Annotated in this window: 10 protein-coding genes; 6 read left to right on the top strand and 4 right to left on the bottom strand. The window is 66.6% G+C overall.

Annotated features, from left to right (window positions below; all coding sequences use genetic code 11):
• The 5 genes from ACXIZN_RS32300 to ACXIZN_RS32280 all read left to right on the top strand — a co-directional run bounded on the left by ACXIZN_RS32300 (position 1) and on the right by ACXIZN_RS32280 (position 14,629).
• Positions 1 to 549, top strand: coding sequence for a DUF3558 family protein (locus ACXIZN_RS32300; protein ID WP_457958820.1), 549 nt, complete (start codon positions 1 to 3; stop codon positions 547 to 549).
• Positions 550 to 561: 12 nt separating this feature from the next.
• Entirely contained in the window at positions 562 to 2,025 is a 1,464-nt protein-coding gene (locus tag ACXIZN_RS32295; RefSeq protein ID WP_457958819.1) for a hypothetical protein, read from the top strand.
• A gap of 437 nt (positions 2,026 to 2,462) precedes the next feature.
• Positions 2,463 to 12,143, top strand: a complete 9,681-nt coding sequence (locus ACXIZN_RS32290; RefSeq protein ID WP_457958818.1) for a polymorphic toxin-type HINT domain-containing protein — start codon at positions 2,463 to 2,465, stop codon at positions 12,141 to 12,143.
• A gap of 12 nt (positions 12,144 to 12,155) precedes the next feature.
• The gene (locus tag ACXIZN_RS32285; protein WP_457958817.1) at positions 12,156 to 12,677 is read left to right on the top strand and encodes a hypothetical protein; all 522 of its coding nucleotides are present in this window, start codon (positions 12,156 to 12,158) and stop codon (positions 12,675 to 12,677) included.
• On the top strand, positions 12,677 to 14,629 hold the full coding sequence (locus tag ACXIZN_RS32280; RefSeq protein ID WP_457958816.1) for a tachylectin-related carbohydrate-binding protein: 1,953 nt from the start codon (positions 12,677 to 12,679) through the stop codon (positions 14,627 to 14,629). Before ACXIZN_RS32285 ends, ACXIZN_RS32280 begins: the two co-directional genes overlap by 1 nt.
• Positions 14,630 to 14,863: 234 nt before the next feature.
• On the opposite strand, the gene ACXIZN_RS32275 is transcribed toward ACXIZN_RS32280, so the two are convergent.
• The 4 genes from ACXIZN_RS32275 to wzm form a co-directional block, all read right to left on the bottom strand.
• Positions 14,864 to 16,447, bottom strand: coding sequence for an arabinofuranosyltransferase (locus ACXIZN_RS32275; protein WP_457958815.1), 1,584 nt, complete (start codon positions 16,445 to 16,447; stop codon positions 14,864 to 14,866).
• A 307-nt stretch (positions 16,448 to 16,754) separates the two neighbouring features.
• Positions 16,755 to 17,663 carry a galactofuranosyltransferase GlfT1 gene (gene glfT1 / locus ACXIZN_RS32270; protein ID WP_457958814.1) on the bottom strand — a complete coding sequence of 303 codons (909 nt, stop codon included), beginning with the start codon at positions 17,661 to 17,663 and terminating at the stop codon, positions 16,755 to 16,757.
• The gene (gene wzt / locus ACXIZN_RS32265; protein ID WP_457958813.1) at positions 17,660 to 18,484 is read right to left on the bottom strand and encodes a galactan export ABC transporter ATP-binding subunit Wzt/RfbE; all 825 of its coding nucleotides are present in this window, start codon (positions 18,482 to 18,484) and stop codon (positions 17,660 to 17,662) included. Before wzt ends, glfT1 begins: the two co-directional genes overlap by 4 nt.
• A 3-nt stretch (positions 18,485 to 18,487) precedes the next feature.
• Positions 18,488 to 19,441, bottom strand: a complete 954-nt coding sequence (gene wzm / locus ACXIZN_RS32260; RefSeq protein ID WP_457960653.1) for a galactan export ABC transporter permease subunit Wzm/RfbD — start codon at positions 19,439 to 19,441, stop codon at positions 18,488 to 18,490.
• A 104-nt stretch (positions 19,442 to 19,545) separates the two neighbouring features.
• Between wzm and ACXIZN_RS32255 the strand changes: the two genes are divergently transcribed.
• Complete coding sequence (locus tag ACXIZN_RS32255) at positions 19,546 to 20,787, top strand: polysaccharide pyruvyl transferase family protein (protein ID WP_457958812.1); 1,242 nt, start codon at positions 19,546 to 19,548, stop codon at positions 20,785 to 20,787.
• Positions 20,788 to 20,822 lie beyond the last annotated feature (35 nt).

Genomic DNA, 20,822 nt, shown 5'->3' with positions numbered 1-20,822 from the left:
ATGAAGAAACTCTGCGTGCTGCCGCTCGCCGCGGCCGCCCTGGTACTGGCCGCGTGCTCCAGCGAAAAGCCGGGCAGCGCCAGTCCCGCGCCATCGGCTCCTCCGGCGCAGTCGAGCGCTTCCAGCGCCGCGCCCACCTCCGGCGGGGACACCGCGTCGATCGACCCGTGTTCGCTCGTCAGCGCGGCGGATTTGGCGTCCTACGGGACTTTCAAGCCGCCGACGAACGAGAGCGCGGGCGGAGCCCGGCTCTGCACGCTGAACAAGGAGGCGGCGACGGCCTCGGAGACCCTCTCGATCGGTGTCGGCGTCCGTGACGCGCAGGGCCTCGACTCGGTGAGCGACTCCGGCAACGGCAAGACCACCGGCAACGTCAACGGACGCAAGGCGGTCCTCGCGCCCAGGCCTCCGGGAGGGTGCCTGATGGCGCTCGAACTCGGCCCGTCCGCGCGGGTCGATCTCCTCGTCGCGGCCGACGACGCCCAGAAGGCCTGCGGGATCGCCGAGAAGGTCGCCGACATCGTCGAACCGAAGCTTCCGAAGGGCTAAGGGGGAACCAGGATGACCACCAAGACACCGAACCTGACCGAGCAGCAGGTCTCCGACCTCTCGCCGGCGGCTCGCGACGCGTACTTCCAGCAGAAGGCGCAGGAAGGCGTCGACCCCAGTGACGGCTGGCTGTTCGGCGCGGTCAACCGGTTCATCGCCTCCGGGAAGGCCCATCAGCAGTCGCAGGAGGTCGGCGACAAGAACGTCGACCAGCTGACCAAGAACGGCGACGTCCAGTACGTCGAGGGCCTTGAGCCGTCGAACGCGGACTACCAGGGCTACGACCACGAGCGGCTCGAACAGTTCGTCAACACGGACCTGAACGTCGAGCAGGTCACCCAGGTCTCCACGGCGTACCACGACCTGTCCAAGGCCTTCGACACGTTCGCGAAGACGATGGACCAGGCCGTCACCTCGTCCCAGGGCACCTGGGAAGGCGACGCGGCGGGCAACGCGCAGGGCTACTTCAAGAGCCTCAGCAAGTGGTCCGAGGCGAACTCCCAGAACGCGAAGCTCGCTTCCGAGACGATCTACGACCAGGGCACCGCGGCCTCCACCGTGAAGAACACGATGCCCAAACCGATCCCCTTCAGCTGGAAGGACGAGGTCGGGGGGTGGATGACGTCGAACCCGTTCAACCTCGGCGAGAACATCGACAAGTCCATCCAGAAGCAGAAGGACAGCCAGGAGGCGCACACCGAGGCGGCCTCCGCCATGCACAGCTACGACAAGGCGTTGTACGACGCCGCGTCGAAGCAGCCGGCCTTCGCCGAGCCGCCGAAGTTCGGTACGGGTGGCGGCGGCGATGACACCGGTAGGCCCGGTATCTACCAGATTCCGCCCGGCTCGAACACGCCCGGCTCCAACAACCCCGGCAACACCTACATCCCGCCCGGCAGCAGGGGTAACGGCGGCGGTGGAGGAGGCGGCGGTGGCGGCGGCTACGGAGCGCCCAACCTCCCGGGCCCCGGCAGCAGCACGGGCTCCGGCAGCCTCCCGTCGGGGACGACGCCGTCCGGCTTCCAGAACACGCCGGCGCCGATCACCGGTCCCGGCCCCAACAACAACACCTCGATGCCGATCAGCCCCATGCCGATGGCGCCGCCCATGATGGGCGGCGGCCTCGGCGACGCGGAGCACAACAGCCGCACCGCCCGCGGTGGCGGCGGAAGCGGGTTCGGTCCCGGTGGTGGAGCCGGGGGCTCCACGCCCGGCTCGGGCTCCGCGTCCGGCGCGGCCCGCCCGGGCGGCATCGGTGCCGCCGAAGCGGCGGCAGGTCGCGGTATGGGCGGCCTCGGCGGTGGCGCCGCCGGTCGCGGCGGGCCGGGTATGGGCGGCGGCATGGGCGGCCGCGGTCAGCACGCGGACGGGGACGAGGACACCGAGCACCAGCGTCCGACGTACCTCGTCGAGGGCGACCCGGACGAGGTCTTCGGGACCGACATGCGCACCGCTCCGCCGGTCATCGGCGAGTAGCTCTTCCGGCGAATGGCCTCCTTGCTCACGGGCAAGGGGGCCATTCGTGTTTCGGGAATAAGCGACCGATTCGACGCTTTCCTTGGCGGTAATAAACGCCTGAGTCGGCCCTGTTCCGTAAAAGAATGGTCTGAATGGGTGCGGGCGCCCTTTGTGAAGTGTGATCTCCGTCGAAATAGGTAACGTTCCCGATCTTCACTTTCCGTGAACTTCGAGGTGATAGGAAAGTTGTCTGGACAACTATTGTTTCGATGATCGGCGGCCGCTAGGTTAACTGAGGTTTTGCCTAGGGCGGCGACGGATGACCGCCTGGTGAGCAGGGGGGATCGCTGATGGCCGCCGGCCGAATTCAGGGTAGACGCATGCCTTTTTCCGGATCCCGATTCGGTGGCGCGCTAGGTGCCCTTGGATTGGTGATCGTGCTTCTACTGGGAACGGTGAGCGCCGACACCTTCTATCCAGGAAACGTGGACTCGGTGAACCCGAGCGATCTCGCTCCCCGGCAGGAGTGGGGTACCGCGGAGGGACAGCAGCACGAGGTCGAGTCCGCGACGGGAAACCGTGCCGAGCCGAAATCCGAGCTCGCGAAGTATCCCCAGCCGGTCTTCCACTCGGACAAACCCAAGCCGAACCCGGTGGCCGAACAGGCGGTGTCCGCCAAGGTCACCGGCTTCGACGAGCGGACCAGCCGAGAACTGCCGGACCGTCGCGGGCCGAGGGAACGGACCTTCGCGAATCCCGACGGGACGGAGACCACGGAGTTCTCCGAAGGGCCACTGAACTTCCGCCGCCCTGACGGCGGCTGGCAGCCCATCGACCCGGCCGTCGTTCCCGACGGAGGGGGCTGGCGGAACGCGGCGGACCAGGTCGACACCCGGTTCGCCGGTACGGCGTCTGCCGAGCCGTTCGTGTCGATGCGACTGCCGGGCGCCCAGGAGTTCGCCTTCGGTCTCGCGGGCGCGCAGTCCGTCCCCGCCCGTGTCGAGGGCAGCTCGATCACCTATCCGGGGGTGGCGGGCGGCGCCGATCTGCGGATCGACGTCCTGCCCGGCGGGATCAAGGAAACCCTGGTTCTCGGTTCGCCCCGGGCCGCCACCAGCTGGCTCTTCCCGTTGCGTCTCGGTGGCTTGACTCCGAAACTGGTCGATGGCCGGGTCGCGCTGCTCGACGGGTCGGGTACCGAGCAGGCGCACATCCCCGCGGGATTCATGACGGATTCGACCGCCGAGAACCCCGCCACGTCCTACGACGTCACCTACTCGCTCGTACCGCACGGGGGTGGCCAGGCACTGAAGGTCGACCTCGACCAGGCATGGCTGCGTGACCCGGCCCGGCACTATCCGGTGCTGGTGGATCCCAGCGTGCACCAAGGCGTGGCAGGCAACAGCATGTACGTCTCCGGTGGTCAGCGGCGGGGCGGCGCGAGCGAGCTGCTGGTGGGCAACGGCTCGGTCGGATACTTCGACTTCGGCGGGGTGTCGGGCGCGCTGTCCGGGCACAAGATCTTCAGCGCCCAGCTGTACCTGACCAACTTCGACGCGCCGTCCTGCCGTCCGGAGCCGATCACCGTCCATCCGGTGACCGCGCCGTGGGGGACGTCCGGGACCCCGCCGACCGGTGGCGTGCTCGGTGGTGCGAGCTTCGCACACGGCTACGTCGGCCTGGGGCAGTCGTATTCGCCGTGCCCCACCGCCGCGCACGCGATCGACCTCGGTGACGGAGGTCGCGACCTGGTGCAGGGCTGGGTCAAGGGCCAGCCGAACCACGGTCTCGCGGTGAAGGCCGTCCGAGGCTGGAAGAAGTTCACCGGGCACCAGACGGCGAACAAACCGCGCCTGTTCGTGACACACACTCCCTACGACGCCGGGTATCGCATCGAACGCGGGGTTCCGGAACCGCCCGTCCACCGCGACAGCGGTGACAAGGCGAAGGTGCGGATCGCGGTGACCAACCGCGGCTCGCGGACCTGGACTCCCGCCGAATACCGCTTGTCGTACCGCGCGTTCACCGCGGACGGACGGCCGAAGGACGCGCGTGAGTCGGCGAAGCTGCCGCGCGACGTGCCGCCGGGCGACACGGTGACACTCGACGCCACGGTGTTCGGGATGGAGCCGGGCGACTACCTGCTCGACTTCAGCATGGTGCACAACAACACCTTCTTCACCGACGAGCAGATCCCGCCTGCCCGGCTTTCGATGACGGTGTTCGAACTGCCGCCCGTGGTCAAGGCGCAGTACCCGCCCGCCGGGCACACCGCGCCGACGTTGACCCCGCAGCTGTGGGCCGACGCGGTGGACATCGACGCGCCTCCGAACACGACGATCGACTACGAGTTCGAAATCTGCCAGCGCAACGAGGCCACCGGCGCCATCGATTTCGGCTGCACGCTTTCCCCGCGTACCAAGGCGAAGACCTGGACCGTCCCCAAAGGACGGTTGCGGTGGAGCGAGACCTACCACTGGCGCGCGTTCGCGGTCGACCCGAGCGGAACCCGCAGCGAACAGCTCCCGTTCAGCGCCTTGCTGACGGCTGTTCCGCAGCCGGACATCACCTCGCACCTGGGAGGCGCGCCGTACAGCGCCGGTGACCTGGACTTCGATCCGCAGATCGGCAACTACACGACGGGCGCCATCGACGCGGCGGTCGGGGTCACCGGACCTGACCTGAACGTCGCCCGTACGTACAACAGCCTGGACCCGCGCAAGGATCTCGCGTTCGGCGCGGGCTGGTCGACGCGATACGACATGCGGGTCGTCCCGGATCTCGACGGTTCCGGCAACGTCGTCGTCACCTACCCGGACGGCCAGCAGGTCCGGTTCGGGCACAACGCCGAGAACGGCAGTTTCGCGCCGCCGCCCGGCAGGTTCGCGACGTTCTACCAGGATGTCGTGACGCCGGCGCAGAACTACGTGCTGGTCGACAAGTCCAACACCACCTACACGTTCCGTCCGTTCGACGGGAAGCTCATCACCGTCCACGACAACGCGGGCCGGTGGGTCGAGTTCGACTACGGATCCACGGGACAGCTCAAGCGTGCGATCAGCCGGACCAGCGGCAGGACGTTGTATTTCACCTGGACCGGCGCGCATGTCACCGAGGTCAAGACCGATCCGGTCAACGGCGCGGCCATCAGCTGGAAGTACGAGTACGACGGCGACCGGCTGACCCGGGTGTGCGACCCGAAGAACGGTTGCACGTCATACGAATACGACACCGGGTCGCACTACCGCAGTGCGGTCATCGACGCCAAGCCGGATTCCTACTGGCGCCTCGGCGAAACGGAAGGCGACGTCGCGAAAAGCCAGGTCGCCACGAATCTCGGCAAGGACGGCGGCGCCTACCGCACCGTCCAGCTCGGGAGTCCGGGCATGGCGACGGGCAGCCCCGACACCGCCGCGACTTTCAACGGCACCAACTCGTACGTCAAGCTCCCCGACGGCGCGATCAAGAAGAGCCGTGACCTCTCCATCGAGATGTGGTTCAAGACCACCAGCGGCGGGCCACTGGTCGGTTTCCAGCATCAGCCGTTCGACCGGGCGCCCGGCGGCGCGGTCCCGGCGCTCTACGTCGACCGCGACGGGAAACTTCGCGGTCAGTTCTGGCATGGCCGCGTCGCGCCGATCACCACCACCGGCGCGGTGAACGACGGGCAGTGGCATCACGTCGTGCTGTCCGGCTCGCTGGCGACCCAGACGATGTTCCTCGACGGCGTGAAGGTGGGCACCACCGACGGCGAGATCGACGACAGCCTGCTCACTTACGGGCAGATCGGTGCTTCGCACGTCGTCGGCCCGGCCAACTGGGAAGCCGCGGGATGGTGGCCGGGACAGGCGGTCAAGCATTTCGCGGGCGAGATCGACGAGGTCGCGCTCTACCAGCATCCGCTGGGCGAGTCGGCGGCGAAAGCGCACTTCGCCGCCCGCGCCGCCGCCGATCAGCTCACCAAGGTCACCATGCCGGGAGGCCGGGTGGCCGCGCAGCTCACTTACGACACGGTCAACGACCGGATCCGGACCTACACCGACGACGACGGCGGCAAATGGACCCTCGGCATCCCGCAGGTGAGCGGAACCGAGAAGCTCGACGAGCAAAAGCGTCCGGTCCGCAATCTCGTCCGGTCGATCGAGGTCACGGATCCCGCGAACCGGTCGAGGTTCTACGACTACGACCCGATCCGCGGGCGGGTCATCCGCACGTCGAGCCCGCTCGGGCTGGGCACCCGTGACGAAGACCGGCCCGACCCGTCGGTGGTGCCTTCGTCACCACCGACCTCGGCGCCGGCGTGTACCGGGACACCGCCACCGAATCCGGACGGCAGTCCCGTCTACTGCGGCGGAAAGGGCCACAACACGCCGGACTGGGTCGGTGGTCCGGTGCAGGGTATCGGCGTGCGTAGCTACGACTACGACGAAAGCGGTTTCCAGCAGACCATCACCGACGAGAACGGCCATCAGGTCGTGCTCCAGAACGACGAGCGGGGCAACGTCGTCTCGCGCCGCACCTGTCGTGAGCCCGGCGTGTGCGACACGGAGTACTTCACCTACTACAAGCCCGCGCCCGGCAAGGCGAACGACACCGACCCGCGGATCGACAAGCAGCTCGAATCGCGCGACGGCCGGTCCACGAGCGCGACCGACAACACCTATCGCACGACGTTCGCCTACACGCCGCGTGGTGATCTGGACAGCCAGGTCACGCCCGACGGCTCGACGGTGAAGCACTTCTACACCGACGGTGAGAGCGCCGCTGTCGGCGGCGGGCTCGAGCCCGCCGGACTCCTGCAGCGGACCTCGGACGCCCGTGGCGCCGAAACCCGGAACCGCTATTACGCGAACGGTGATCTCGCCGAAACCGAAGGCCCTCGGCGAGACGGTGAAAGCCAGGGGATGGTCACTCGGTACACCTATGACGCGCTCGGCCGCAAGGTCACCGAAACCGAGGTGTCCGACGCCCACCCGCAAGGCCTCACCACCACGTTTACCTATGACGAACGCAATCTCCTCGCCAAGGTGACCGAACCACCGGTGACCGACGCGGTGACCGGGGTCAAGCACACCCGGGCCACCACGACGACGTACACGGCCGACGGCGAGCCGGAGAAGGTGGAGGTCGCCGATCTCACCGGAGGTGATCAGACCAGGGTCACCGGCTACACCTACGACGAGCACGGCAGGCAGAATTCCGTCACCGACGCGACCGGAGCCACGACGTCGTTCGGCTTCGACGTCTTCGGCAATCGCATGTGGACGGTCGACGCGCTCGGCACCCGGATCGAGTACGCCTACACCGCGCGCAACAAACTCGCCGAAGTCCGTCTTCGTGGCTGGCACGGAAAACCCGTCAGCGGCGGCAAGAACTCAGACAGTGCCGAGGACGTCGAAGCCAAGCTGCTCGTGCTGGAGGCCAATACCTACGACCTCGCGGGCAGGCTCATCCGCCACGTCGACGCGATGGGCCGGGCTACGACGTACGAGTACACGCACAACGATCTGGTCTTCCGCGTCCATGCGGAAAAGGCCAAGAAGGCCGACGGAACGACCGAGAAGGTCCTCCTGGAACAGAACGCCTACGACGGTGCCGGCAACCTTGTCCGCCGTCTCGGCCCTGGCGGCAGGCTGACCGCCCATGAAATCGACGCTGTCGGCCGGACCCGGGCGACCATCGACGACCCCGGCGGGCTCGCCCGCCGGACCGAGTACGCCTACGACCCGAACGGCAACGTCACCCAGGTCGCCAAGGTCGGCAAGAACTCGAACACCGGGCCGTTCGGAAGCGGCCCGGCGGAAGTCATCGACTTCACCTACGACGCGGCAGGGAACCAGACCTCGGAAAGCGTCCGCCACGGGCAGTCGGCTTTGCTCACCAAGCGCCGATACGACCAGCGCGGGCTGCTGGTGGCGGAGACCGAGCCTCGCGGCAACGTCGCGGGCGCGGATCCTGCCGCCTTCACCACCGAGTACCGCTACGACGAGGCGGAGCAGCAGGTCGGCGCCAAGCTGCCCGCGGCGGCCTTGGAGTCCGGTGACGGGAAATCCGTGGTCGGCAGGCCGGAAACCGTGGTCGGCTTCAACGTCTTCGGCGAGGAGACCGCGACCAAGGACGCGAACGGCAACGTCACCAAGCGGTCCTACGACGCCGTCGGACGGCCGGTGCGGGTCGAAGCTCCCGCCTATCGCGCGCCGGGCTCGGCCGATCCGGTCGTCGCCGCCACCTCCGTGGTCTACGACGCGGTGGGCAACGTCATCGAATCGGTCGGCCCGCGTGGTGCGATCAGCCGGTTCCGGTACGACCAGCTCGGCCGTCAAGTCGAGCAACAGCAGCCGAAGGCGGACGCCCCGGGCGAGGTCGGCGGCGTGTGGAAGTACGACTACACGCTCACCGGGGAACGGTTGTCGGTCACCGACCCGACCGGCTCGCGGCAGGAGGCGACCTATGACTTCCTAGGCCGCAAGATCACTCAGACGGCGTTGGAACGCAAACCTGTCGCGGGCGCGCACACCACCAAGTTCGACTACAACGACGCCGGCGACCTGACCAAGGTCACTTCGCCCTCTGGCGACGTGACCACCAGCGCCTACGACGCGTTGGGGCAGCGGACGTCCGTCACGGACCCGGCGGGGGTGACCACACAGCTCGGTTATGACGGGATCGGTCGTCAGGTGTGGCAGCGGGACGCCAAGGGGCTGACCAGCTTCGCGCAGTACGACCCGGCCGGCCGCAAGACCGCGATGGTCAACCTCGATGGCGGCAACCGTATTCAACGGCGCACGTCCTTTGCCCATGACGCGGCAGGCCAGGTGGTTTCGGCGACCGACGCACTGGGCAAGACGACGAAGTTCGACTACGACCCGCTCGGCAGGCTGGTCAAGCAGGTCGAACCGGTGTCCGACACGAACTCGATCACCACGTCGTTCGGTTATGACGCGCAGGGAAACCGGACCCGCTACACCGACGGCCGCGGGAACTCGACGTTCTACACGTTCAACGCGTTGTCGTTGCCCGAAACGGTGCGGGAACCGGCGACCACGGCGCATCCGGCGGAAGCGGACCGCACCTGGACCTCCGTCTACGACGCGGCCGGTAACGCCACCAAGATCGTGTCGCCGGGCAATGTGAGCAGGACCCGGGAATACGACGCCCTCAACCGGCTGGTCAAGGAGACCGGCACCGGGGCCGGGGTGAACGGTGAGCGGCTCAAGAGCTACGACGACGTCGGCAGGCTGACCGGCACCGAATCCGGGATGGGCAAGAACGCCTACACCTACAACGATCGTGGTGCGATGCTGACCGCCACCGGCATTTCCGGCGAGTCGGCGTTCGAGTACGACGCGGACGGGCGGCCGACCACCCGATCGGACGCTTCGGGCACGTCGCGGTTCAGCTACCTCAAGGGACGGTTGTCGACCGTGTCCGATGGGGTCACCGGTGCGGCTCAGGCGTTCGGTTACGACGCCGTCGGCAGGCTCGACAAGGTCGATTACGGGCAGGGCCGGACTCGCGAGTTCGGTTACGACGTGCTGGGCCGGCAGTCTTCGGACGTGCTCAAGGCGTCCACCGGCGTCACGGCGTCTTCGGTCTCCTATGAATACGACCTGAACGACCGCCTGACCCGGAAGGTCACCGCGGGCACGGCCGGAGCCGGCGACAACGGCTACACCTACGACTTCGCGAACCGGCTCGCCAGCTGGACCACCGGTGGCAAGACCACCGAGTACGGCTGGGACGCGTCGGGTAACCGGATACGCAACGGCGAGAAGACCGCGACGTTCGACGAGCGGAACCGGGTGCTGGCCGACGGGGACTACACGTACTCGTACACCGCACGCGGTGGTATGGCCTCGCGCACCAGTTCGGGTATGGAGGAGAAATTCTCCTTCGACTCCTTCGATCGGCTGATCAGCGTAGGCAAGTCTCAGTACACCTACGACGACATGGACCGGGTGCTCTCCCGCGGTAGCACCAAGTTCGCTTATGCCGGTGCCGATCTGGACCCGGTTTCGGATGGCACGGCGACCTATGGACGTGGTCCGTCCGGGGAGTTGCTTTCGATCGGCCAGGGCGCCGACAAGCGGTTCACCCTGGCGGACAAGCACGGAGACGTCGTCGGGGGATTCGATCCGTCCGAACCGGACTCGGGCCTGGCGGACTCGACCGCCTTCGATCCTTTCGGGACGGTCACCGCGTCTTCGGGAAGCAAGCGAGCGGTCGGTTACCAGGGTGACTGGACGGATCCCGACACCCAGCAGGTCAACATGGGTGCCCGCTGGTATCAGCCCGGCACGGGCGCTTTCGCTTCGCGCGACACAGTGTCCGCGGCGTCGGGCCCGTCGACCCTGTTCAACCGCTACACCTACGGTGCGGGCCGGCCGCTCGACCTGATCGACCCCGACGGTCACTGGCCGAACTGGGGCGCGATCGGCAGAGGTATCTGGGAAGGCGTCAAGGAGGTCTCGGGCTACAACGACGTCGCCAAGTTCATCAAGGAACCCAGTATCGGCAACTTCCTCTGGGCCGCGTCGAACTTCGTACCCGGCGGCAAGATCGCGAAGGGGGCCATCAAGCTCGGCGCCAAGTTCGGTGGCGACCTGATCGGCGCGGGCCGGCGGGTCGGCGGCCAGGTGGCTTCGGCAGGACGTCGCTATGGCGACGATGTCGTAGGTGGCGTTCGTCGCTACGCCGACGACGTCGCCGGCGGTGTGCGCCGGTACGCCGATGATGTGGCGGGCGGTGTGCGCAGGGTCGGCGGGCATGCCGCGGCCTGGGCCGGCCGATCGGCGGCGAAGGCGGCCGCCGCTGCCGCCGCACGTCGAGCGGCCGCGGCAGCCGCGGCGGCCGCGCTGCGCCGGGCACAGCTGGCGGTGACCGCGCGGGCCAAGGCGGCCATCGCTTCGGCGGCGAAACGTAACCCGCTTCCGGTTCAGCAGGCGGTTCTGAAGCCGAGGCTCGCCGCGAAGGACCTGGTCTCGTCGTCCCCGAATGTCCCGGCGCGGTTCGCCGCGGCCACGGCGGAGAACGTCCAGGACGTGAACAAGGTCTGGGAGACCGTCAAGGCGACGATCATCAAGCCGGGCACGAGCGTGATCCAGTCCGTCGCCGAACAGGCGGTCTCGGATTTCGCGAACACCCAGGTGCCGGGGCTCGGCGACGCCCTCAGCCTGATGGGCGGCCATCGGAAACGCGGCTCCGAAGAAGCCAAGGACGCGGGCCGCAGCGCGCGTGGTCAGGTCACCTGCAAGCTGGACCGGAACAGTTTCGACGGCGCGACCACCGTGCTGATGGCGGACGGATCGCGTAAGCCGATCCAGGACGTCAAGGTCGGCGACAAGGTGATCGCGACGGATCCGACCACGGGCAAGACCGCGGTCAAGGAGGTCACCGACGTCCGGGCGCACCGGGCCGACGGGAAGCTGTACGAGATCTCCGTCGATTCGGCCGGTGGCAAGGGCAAGATCACCGCGACCGACGAACACCCGTTCTGGGTGGAGAGCCTGGGCCGCTGGCTCGGTGCCGAGGACCTGAAGGCCGGCTATCGGTTCCTGACCGCCGACAACCGGCCGGCGACGGTCACCGGCACGCGGTCGTTCTCCGACGTCCGGCAGGTCTACAACCTGACGGTCGACGGCATCCACACCTACTACGTGGGGGCGGGCAGTGGTCAGACCACCGCCGCGGATGTCCTTGTCCACAACTGTGGGCCCCTCTACAGCGAACTGGACAACGGGAGAGCCGGTCCGGCCTATGCCGAGGTTTCCCCTCAAGTACTGGCTGATGCGGCTCAGGGACTCATCGGCTCTGCAGCCGGGCGTGGAAAGCGTTACAGCCCTGCTGGGTTCCTTGGTGACACGGCTCGTCACTCGCGCGGTCACCTGATCGGAAAGCAGTTCGGTGGCGACGGTCGCGATTTGAGGAACCTTGTGACGCAATCGGAAATCCAGAACAGCGGCCCGATTAGTGACGCGGAGGACCTCATTGCCGAGCACGTCAAACTCAGTGGTAATACGATCATCATGAGTGTCACGCCGGAATATGGTGGCGGCGGAGTTGTGCCGAGTCATGTTGTCATCGAGGCCGTTGACGACTTTGGCTGGTCGTTCAGGCGTCGGCTGACCAACATGTAGAGAGGTAGGGACATGAGTGACCTGGAGCGGCTTGTCTCACTTTGCCCTCCTCCTGCGGTAGTCGATCGGGCGGTTCTTGGCCGGGGCGTCGGGCCGGCGATTCCGGCCAGTCATCTCGACTTGTTGAATGCTTACGGAACGGGGTGCTTCGATGAATTCCTGTGGATATACGGGGCGGGGGTCGAGAATAAGCACCTTGATATTCATTCACGCACCCATGGGATGAGAAAGATTCTTCGACGAAATACTGCCGATGGAATCCGCGAAGTCCTACGCTTGTATGGTGTCGATGCCAGTGAGCTGATCCAATGGGGAGGGACTGATAACGCGGACTCTCTCATGTGGATACCTGTCGGCGATCCGGTTGGTTGGCCGACTCTCATCATAGAGTCCGGTCAGTTGGGTTTCACGGTGTCGCCGCGGAGTTCCACCGGTGTTCTGCTCGATTTGCTGACCGGAGTTCTGCGTACCGACGTTTTCCCGTTCGATTTTCCGAGTGAGAACCCAAGCTTCTCCACCGATTTCATACCCTGATGGCAGAAAGAGATATCGTGGTGACAAGATTCAGACGTTCGGCCGGGATCGCCATCCTGGCCACCACCGTCGCGGTGACCGCTCCGGTTCCGCTCGCCGGTCCGGCGGTCGCCGCCGAGACCCTCCAGTGCGACACCGCGGCCAACATCTACACCCGCCGTCCGGATACCGGGCTCAACATGCACATCAACAATGAGCCCGAACTGCCATCCGGAAACTGGGGAACAGAACGGGGTATCGGGTTCAACTGGGCTGGGATCATGCTCGGTGGTCCCGATGGCCTGGTGTACCACCTCACCGAGGCAGGAGAGGTCTATCAGCGGCGCTGGACATCCTCAGGCTGGGAGAACGGTGGCACCCCGACCTTGATCGCCACGGGGTGGGCGGGCTGGGGTAGCGCGTCTGCCCGGAATCGCATGACCATCGACGCCAAAGGTGACTTCTTCGGCTTTCCTTCGGATAAGGCGCTGCACTGGTGGCGCTACGATCAGACCGCTAAGACGTGGACCGAGCGCGTGATCGATGTCGGCTGGGGCGATAAGTACAACATGATTTTCGCCTCGGGTGAAGGTCAGTTGTTCGCCCGTACCCCGGCTGGCCAGTTGCACGGCTATCGATACCACGCGGAGAGCGACCGGTGGCTTGAGTACGGGCGGGTTCTCGGCGACGGCTGGCAGAATGTCACCGATGTCGCGGGCGTCGGTGGTGGTGTCTTTTACGCAGTGGTCAACAATGAGGCACTCAGGTGGCATCGCTACCTCGGAAACGGTGCCTGGGCTACGGGTTCCGGAACCCAGGTCGGTGCGGGATGGCGCGCTGACTGGTTGGCCGAAGGTGATTCCGACGCCTGTAAGCTGGTCGGCCAGGCTGTGCCCACGAGGCCTGCGGTCCCCGCGAATTTCACCGCGCGCAACACCGCGGTGCAGGGTGACGACGGCCTGATGAACTACTTCTACGTCAACAACGCTGGTGGCCTCACCCATGCCAAGCAACGCAGGACGTCGGAATGGAACCTGATCGACCACCAGACGTTCCCCGACTACTTCAAGTACACCGGGCAGCCGACGGCGGCCACCCATCCCGATGGCAAACTTGAGGTTCTGGCGCACAGCTACGACGACGCCGATGTGCGCGGCAAGTTGCAAACGGCGAAGAACAGCACCTGGCAGGCCGGGGTGAAGGCTCACTCGGGTCGAATGCTGTCCAGCCCCAGCCTGGTCAAGGGCTCGGACAATCTGATGACCGCATTCGCCACCGACGTCGACGGCAATCTCTGGTATCGCAAACAGTTGGTGCTTTGGGGTGCGCCGGTCCAAGGTGGCTATGGTGCCTGGCGTTCGTTGGGCGGCGCCGGACTCACCGCTGACCTGAGCGTGGTGCGCAACGGTGATGGGTTCGAGGTCGTCGGGAGGCACGGCGACGGCTCGGTCCGGGTCGCGCGCTTCGTCGGCGACACGCTCGGTGCGTGGCGCAACCTGGGTGGCACGGACGTCACAGGCGTTCCCGCGACTGTGGCGCACAGCGACGGAAAGCTTCAGGTCGTCGTGCGGCGCGCGGACGGGAAGATCTACACCCAGCGTGAGACCTCCGCGGGCTTCCCTGGCACCTGGCAACCGATCGACGGCATCACGGCCAAGGGTTCCCCGGCCGCGGTCGTCACCAGCCGGGGGACCGTGGAGATCACAGTCCTCAGCAGCGACAGCCTGATCTACAGCACTGGGCAGACCAATGCCGGTGGTGTCTTCCGCGATTGGGAGGTGCGTGACCTGCATGAAGCCGGTACCGATCCGACTGCGGTGATGCTGCCAGACGACAGCTGGGCGGTGAGCTGGCGGGGCCCGCAGGGCGAGATCTACACCTACCGTGGGATCTACGGCGCGGAGCCGACGCAGCGTAGCGCCGCGGCCAAGCCGGCGGCGCCGGTATACACCGGCGGTAAAGCACACTCCTGACATTGTCGAGAACCTGCGCGGCCGAAATCACGGTCGCGCAGGTTCTTGCCTTCAGGGCAGCATGCTCAATGCGAGCGTCGTTGAGTCAGGCCAAGGGCGCACCTCCATTGCGGCCTTGGCTGCGTGGACATCACTCGTTCGGTTGCTTACCTGGCAGTTATGTCGCGGCCTCCGCCCAGATGCGGTTTCATTGCGCGCAAGATGATTGACGGTAGACGGCGGCGATGTGGCGGGTCAGCGCCCGTGCTGTGCGATGTACGGGTTGCGGTCGTAACGCAGACTGGACCGGCCGACCGAGTGCACCAGGTTGTTCCAGAACCGGTCTCCGGTCAGGGGTGCCCGCACGGAAGCCAGCATCTCCTGGATCTCGGGACGCGCGAGGGAACGCCTCGCGGACGCGATCTCCTCCGCCTTCACCACTCCTCCAGTCGCCGCGGACAGCTCCTCCGGAGTGCCCTGGCCGGCGTCCGCGATAGTCCAGGCGACCGAGAGCAGCTTGTCGTGTCCCATCGGCCATCCTGGAACCGAGATCGAGTGCGATGCCAGCGGGCTGGCCAAGCCGAGGTCGTCGACCACTTTGTAGTCGTAGGCCAGGAGCATGCCGGGGAAGCCGAGCGCGCCGGGCGAGGAGACCACGGTCCGCTCTTGCGCCGGTACGACGAGCCACTTGCCGCCGACGGACACCGCTACGACAGGTCCCTGCTTGCCCTCCATGGCTTTGGCCAGCTCCGGCAGGTAGCCGGGGACCTGAGCGGCGTCCTCGGCCAGGATCGGATGGAACTTGGCCGTGGTGTCGACCCAGAAGACGCGGGAATCGGTGATGGCGTTGGCGCCGATCGTGTGCGTGATCGCCGAAGGCGCTCGCAACCAGCCAGCGCTCACCACGGCCCAGACGCCGAGCACCAGCAGCGGCACCGCGGTCCACTTGCTGAGCGGTACGGCGAGCACAGGGAGAAGAAGCAGCAAGAGCGACGGAAGCAGCATGCGGCCGTGCATGTAGTCACCGCCGACGCGCGTGACGTAGAAGAGCAGGCCCAGCGCGGCGACGACGGGCATCAGGACCACGATGGTGGTCGCACGTGTCAGCTTCCGGAACACCAACGCCGCGATGACCACCAGCGTGAGCAGCGGGATCACCAGCAGGTACGGGTCGAGCAGGTCGGCGATGTAGAAGAAGCCCCGGTCCCAACGGGCCTTGGAGGCTTCCTTCGCCAGCGCTGTGTTCGGCGTGATCAGGCCGTAGTAGCCCATCCGGAAGATCTGGTAGCCGACCGGCAGGACGCCGGCGACGAGAATCCAGAGCAGGGCGCGTTTCCAGCCCGGCTTGGCGACGAGGAGCAAGGCGACGCCCCCGAGCGCCGTCACCAGCGCGAATTCGGGGCGGACCAGCGGGCCGAGGCCGAGGATGAAGACCGTCGCCCAGGGACGTGTGTCAGGACGGGTGGCGTGGCGGACCAAGAGCCACCACACGCCGGCGAGCCAGCAGGTGACGAGACCGGTTTCGAGACCGGATGTCGCGAAGTCCCAGAACGGGGAGAGGCCGAGAAGCACAAGTGCTCCGGCCGGGAGGATCAGTTTCGAGGGATGCAGGCGCCGGGCACCGTCGAGGCCGAGCGCCATCCCGGCGACCGCGAAGAGCAGACCGAGGATGACGGACGCCCATTCGAGCCGTACGCCGAAGAGGCCGGCAAGTGCGAGGATGTACGTCCACAGCGTGCTGGTGTTCGCCTCGACGCGTTCACCTGCGTTGAACACCGGACCGTTGCCGTCAAGAAGGTTCTGCACCGTCCGCAGGACGATGAGGCCGTCGTCGCACACCCATCTTCGGTTCCACGCGATCACCGCGAAGAGGCCTACGACCAGCCCGATGGTGACGAAATTCCAGTCGAACCCAGGTCTAGGTCTGGATCTGGGGCTCACCTCGGGAGCTTCCGAAGCGAGTGCGGGTGCGTTCACGATCTAACCCCTTAAGTCCGGGTCTTGTGCCAACTGCTGTGCTGGTGCTCTGTGTTCACGACTGAAGCCGGAGGCAGGTTGCCTGCCCACCGGATGTCCGGTGGGCAGGCAACCTGCCTCCGTATGTCTCCTAAGCGTTGGCGGCCACCAACGCCTTTTCGCGTGTAGCTCAGTAGCGGTAGAACTTTTCGTGGCGGCCCTGGCGCACGAGCTTGAGCCACTGCAGGAAAGCCTTCGGGTCCCGTTTCACGCCGATGAAGTAGAGGCCGAACCGCACCACCTCGAGCGCGCCGATCTTGCGCATGCCCGGCTGGGACAGCAGGTACCCGCGGTTGCGGTAGGTGTAGTAGCGCTTGACCTCGTTCTCCGGGTCCTGCGCGTGGAACCGGCCGCCCAGCATCGGCTTGAACTCGTCCGAGCCGTCCGGGTGCAGGTATGCGGTCTTGAGCGAGGTGCCGAACGGCAGTCCGGATCGCACCAGGCGCCGGTGCAGTTCGACCTCGTCGCCGCGGAAGAACAGCCGCAGGTCCGGCACGCCGACGACGTCCAAAGTGGACGCGCGGAACAACGCGCCGTTCATCAGCGAGGCGATGCCGGGCAGGAAGTCGACGCCCAGCTCCGAGGACGAACGCTTCCAGGTCAGCCCACGCCGCAACGGGAACGCGAGCTTGTCCGGCGCGTCGATGTTGGACACCACCGGCGAGATCTCGGCCAGGTCCCGCTTCTCGGCCTCGTCCAGCAGGATCGCCAGGACGTTCTCGTCGGCGGGGCGGCCGTCGTCGTCGGCCAGCCAGACCCAGTCCGCGCCCAGCGAGAGCGCGTGCAGCATGCCCAGCGCGAACCCGCCCGCGCCGCCGAGGTTGCGGTGCGAGGGCAGGTACGTGAACGGGAGCGGGTAGTTCTCGACGACGTCCCGCGCCGACTTGTCCGGCCCGTTGTCGACCACGACGAGATGGTCGACCGGGCGCGTCTGGGCGGCGATCACCTTGAGCGAGTCCGCGAGCAGTTCCCGCCGATGGCGCGTGACGACGACGCCGACGACGGCGCCTTCGGGCAACTGCCGGGTCTCGCTGGTCATCCCTGCCCGCCGTTCGTCGCCGCCGCCGGCTCGGGCTCGAGCCCGAACCGCTCCAGCGTTTCCTTGCTCATGTTCTCGAACGGGTCGCGCCCCTTGTAACCGGTGAGCACGTCGCGCAGCGAACCGCGCTGCTTGACGTGTCCCTCGTCCATCCAGATGGCGGTGTCGCACAGTTCGAAGAGGAACTCGTCCGAGTGGCTGGCGAACACCAGGATGCCGGAGCGCTTCACGAGGTCTTTGAGCCGGTCCTTCGCCTTGTCGAGGAACGCCGCGTCGACCGCGCCGATGCCCTCGTCGAGGATGAGGATCTCCGGGTCGATCGAGGTGACCACGCCCAGCGCCAGGCGCACCCGCATACCCGTCGAATACGTCCGCAGTGGCATCTGCAGGTAGTCGCCGAGTTCGGTGAACTCCGCGATGTCATCGACGCGGGCTTCCATCTGCTTCGCGGTCATCCCGAGGAACAGACCGCGGACGATGATGTTCTCCAGCCCGGAGATCTCCGGGTCCATGCCGATGCCGAGGTCGAAGACCGGCGCGATCTTGCCGGTGATCTTCGCCGAACCGCGAGTGGGCTCGTAGATGCCGGACAGCAGCCGCAGCAGCGTCGACTTCCCGGCGCCGTTGTGGCCGACCAAGCCGACGCGGTCGCCTTGTTTCAGCGAGAGCGTCACGTCGTGGAGGGCTTCGATGATCGGCACCTTGGTCTCGGTGCCGATCTTGCCGCCGACCTTGCCCAGCACCTTCTTCTTCATGGAGCGGGTCTTCGCGTCGAAAATGGGGAAGTCGACGTAGGCGTTGTGCACATCAATGCTGACCATCTGTCACACCCAATAAGAGACGCGGGAACGGTAATTGCGCATCGCGACCAGCGCGAGACCCCAGCCGACGACGGTGATGCCTGCCACCACGTACCAGCTGTTGATGCTGACTTCCTGTCCGATCAGTGGCGCGCGCACGATCTGGATGAAGTGGAACAGCGGATTGCCGTGCACGAACGGCAGGGCCCAGGAGGTGGAGACCCGCGCGCCCCCCGACATCAGCTGGTCGATCGGCCAGACGATCGGCGTCATGTAGAAGAGCAGCTGGATGAGCGAGTTGATCACCTGCGGGATGTCGCGGTAGCGGGTCGAGATGATGCCCAGCAGCAGCGTGACCCAGCCGGCGTTCAACGCCAGCATGAAGAAGCCGGGGATCGCGCTGAGCGAATACCAGCCGATGCCGGGGTGGCAGATGCCGGAGGAACCCGGACTGCAGCCGCCGTTGCTCAAGGTGTACTCGTGGTTGAGCGAGGTGAAGAAGATCGCGATGACGATCACGTAGACGATCAGGTTGTGCGCGAGCATCAGGGTCTGCCGCCAGACCGTCCGCAGCACGTAGACCGAGAGCGGCGCCGGGAGCTGTTTGATCAGCCCCTCGTTGGAGATGAAGGCCTCCATACCCTCGGACAGACAGCCGCTGATGAAGCCCCAGATGATGAAGCCGGTGCTGATGTAGGGCAGGAACGTCGCAATCGACATGCCGAACAGCTGCGAGTACAGGAGCCCGAGGCCCAGCGCGATGACACCCTGGCTGATGGTGATCCAGAACGGGCCGATCACCGAGCGGCGATAGCGCTGCTTGATGTCCTGCCAGCCGAGGTGTCCCCATAGCTCTCTGGCGGCGAAACCGGTCTTGATGTCGGCGAACGCGCGCGAAAAGGTCTTGCTGTCCGAAATCGGCGGAACCGAGGTCGGCGCAGCACCGTCGGCGGCGTGAACCGTGCTGGTGGCATGCACGGGAACGAGGGTACCGATGGGGCCGGTGATGCTTGGGCCGCCCCGCCCGAGCAGCTTTCGCGCTCCCGGTCCGGTAACCGTGTGTGCGGCGTTACGATGCACGAATGCCGGTCCCCGACAGTACGGCTTCGGAACCGAAGCCTGCCCGGCGCGCCCTGTATTACCTGGTCGCGCCGGTCGGTCACCCGAACTACGGTGACGAACTCATTGCCGCGAGTTGGCTCCGGCATCTGGCCGAAGTGGCACCGGACGCGGATGTGTGGGTGGACACCCATTCACCTGGTCCCGCCGCCGTACTTCTCGATGACCTGCACCCGCGAGCGAAGTTCACGGACACCTTGTGGCGCCTCTGCTGGGAGGCCGCCTCCGAGGACCCGTGGCAGGCCGCGGCATGGGTCCGCGAAGTCATCCACAACCCCGGGATGATGCCCAGGCTGCATCACGGGATCGAACTGCTCGCGACGGCCGACGTGATCCACGTCGTCGGTGGCGGCTACATCAACAAGCTGTGGCCCAAGCAGATCGGCCTCCTGGCCGGCGCGGCTGCGGCCGCCGAGCGCTCGGGTGGCCGGGCTGCCATGACGGGGCAGGGGCTGGTGCCCGCTTGTGACGGCGTCGCGCCGTTGTTGCGCGCGCTGGCCGACCGGTTCGAGATCGTGGAAGTCCGCGATGAGGCTTCGGCCGAGTTGCTGGACGTGCCGGTGGGGCTCGACGACGCGTTCATCGGCATCGGCCCGCATCTCTACGAGGAGTCCGAGGATCTCCCCGAGGTCATGCTCTGCCTCCAGTCCGACCTGGTGGAGGTAGGGGTCGGGAAGCTGGCGGGCGCGGTGCTGTCGATGCTGCGGGCCTGGAAGATCCCGCCCGAAAAGATCGGCGTGGTCGAAGGGGTTCCGCGCGTCGACAGGGAGGTGTTCGCGCTCCTCGAGCGGGAATTACCCGGTGCCCGGTTCTACCCGTTTTCGCATATCTGGACGCACGGGCTCCCGGTTTCGCCCCAGCAGACCTGGATCTCCACCAGGTTCCACCTGCACATGCTGGCCGCGGCGGGAGGCGCTTCGGGCGTCGCGGTCTCGATCCACGCCGACTATTACGCGACGAAGCACCGCTCCTTGGCGGCGCTCGGTTCGAACTGGACCGTTCTCGAGGACTTGAGCGAGGTTCCGGATCGGCCGGAGGCGGGTGGCTATCCACCCGAGACCTTGGCCGGTTTCAGGAAGGCGAAGCACGACCTGGCGAAGACCATCTACGCGCCAGTGCTCCGGCCCGAACCGGAGCCGGAGGCCCCTGTGGAAGCTCACGTGCCCCCGCGGCGGAGGCGGTGGGCTCGGCTCATCCGCAGTTGACGACTCGGGTCGGAATCGAGGACCGCACCTGTCCT

The organism is Amycolatopsis sp. TRM77291 (assembly GCF_054166285.1).
This window is presented reverse-complemented; position numbering and strand designations above follow the sequence as displayed.

What these genes read in the sequence shown, in the direction of transcription:
- ACXIZN_RS32300 (WP_457958820.1), top strand. Translation starts at nt 1, where the DNA reads ATGAAGAAACTCTGCGTGCTGCCGCTCGCCGCGGCCGCCCTGGTACTG.
- ACXIZN_RS32295 (WP_457958819.1), top strand. Translation starts at nt 562, where the DNA reads ATGACCACCAAGACACCGAACCTGACCGAGCAGCAGGTCTCCGACCTC.
- ACXIZN_RS32285 (WP_457958817.1), top strand. Translation starts at nt 12,156, where the DNA reads ATGAGTGACCTGGAGCGGCTTGTCTCACTTTGCCCTCCTCCTGCGGTA.
- ACXIZN_RS32280 (WP_457958816.1), top strand. Translation starts at nt 12,677, where the DNA reads ATGGCAGAAAGAGATATCGTGGTGACAAGATTCAGACGTTCGGCCGGG.
- glfT1 (WP_457958814.1), bottom strand. Translation starts at nt 17,663, where the DNA reads ATGACCAGCGAGACCCGGCAGTTGCCCGAAGGCGCCGTCGTCGGCGTC.
- wzt (WP_457958813.1), bottom strand. Translation starts at nt 18,484, where the DNA reads ATGGTCAGCATTGATGTGCACAACGCCTACGTCGACTTCCCCATTTTC.
- ACXIZN_RS32255 (WP_457958812.1), top strand. Translation starts at nt 19,546, where the DNA reads ATGCCGGTCCCCGACAGTACGGCTTCGGAACCGAAGCCTGCCCGGCGC.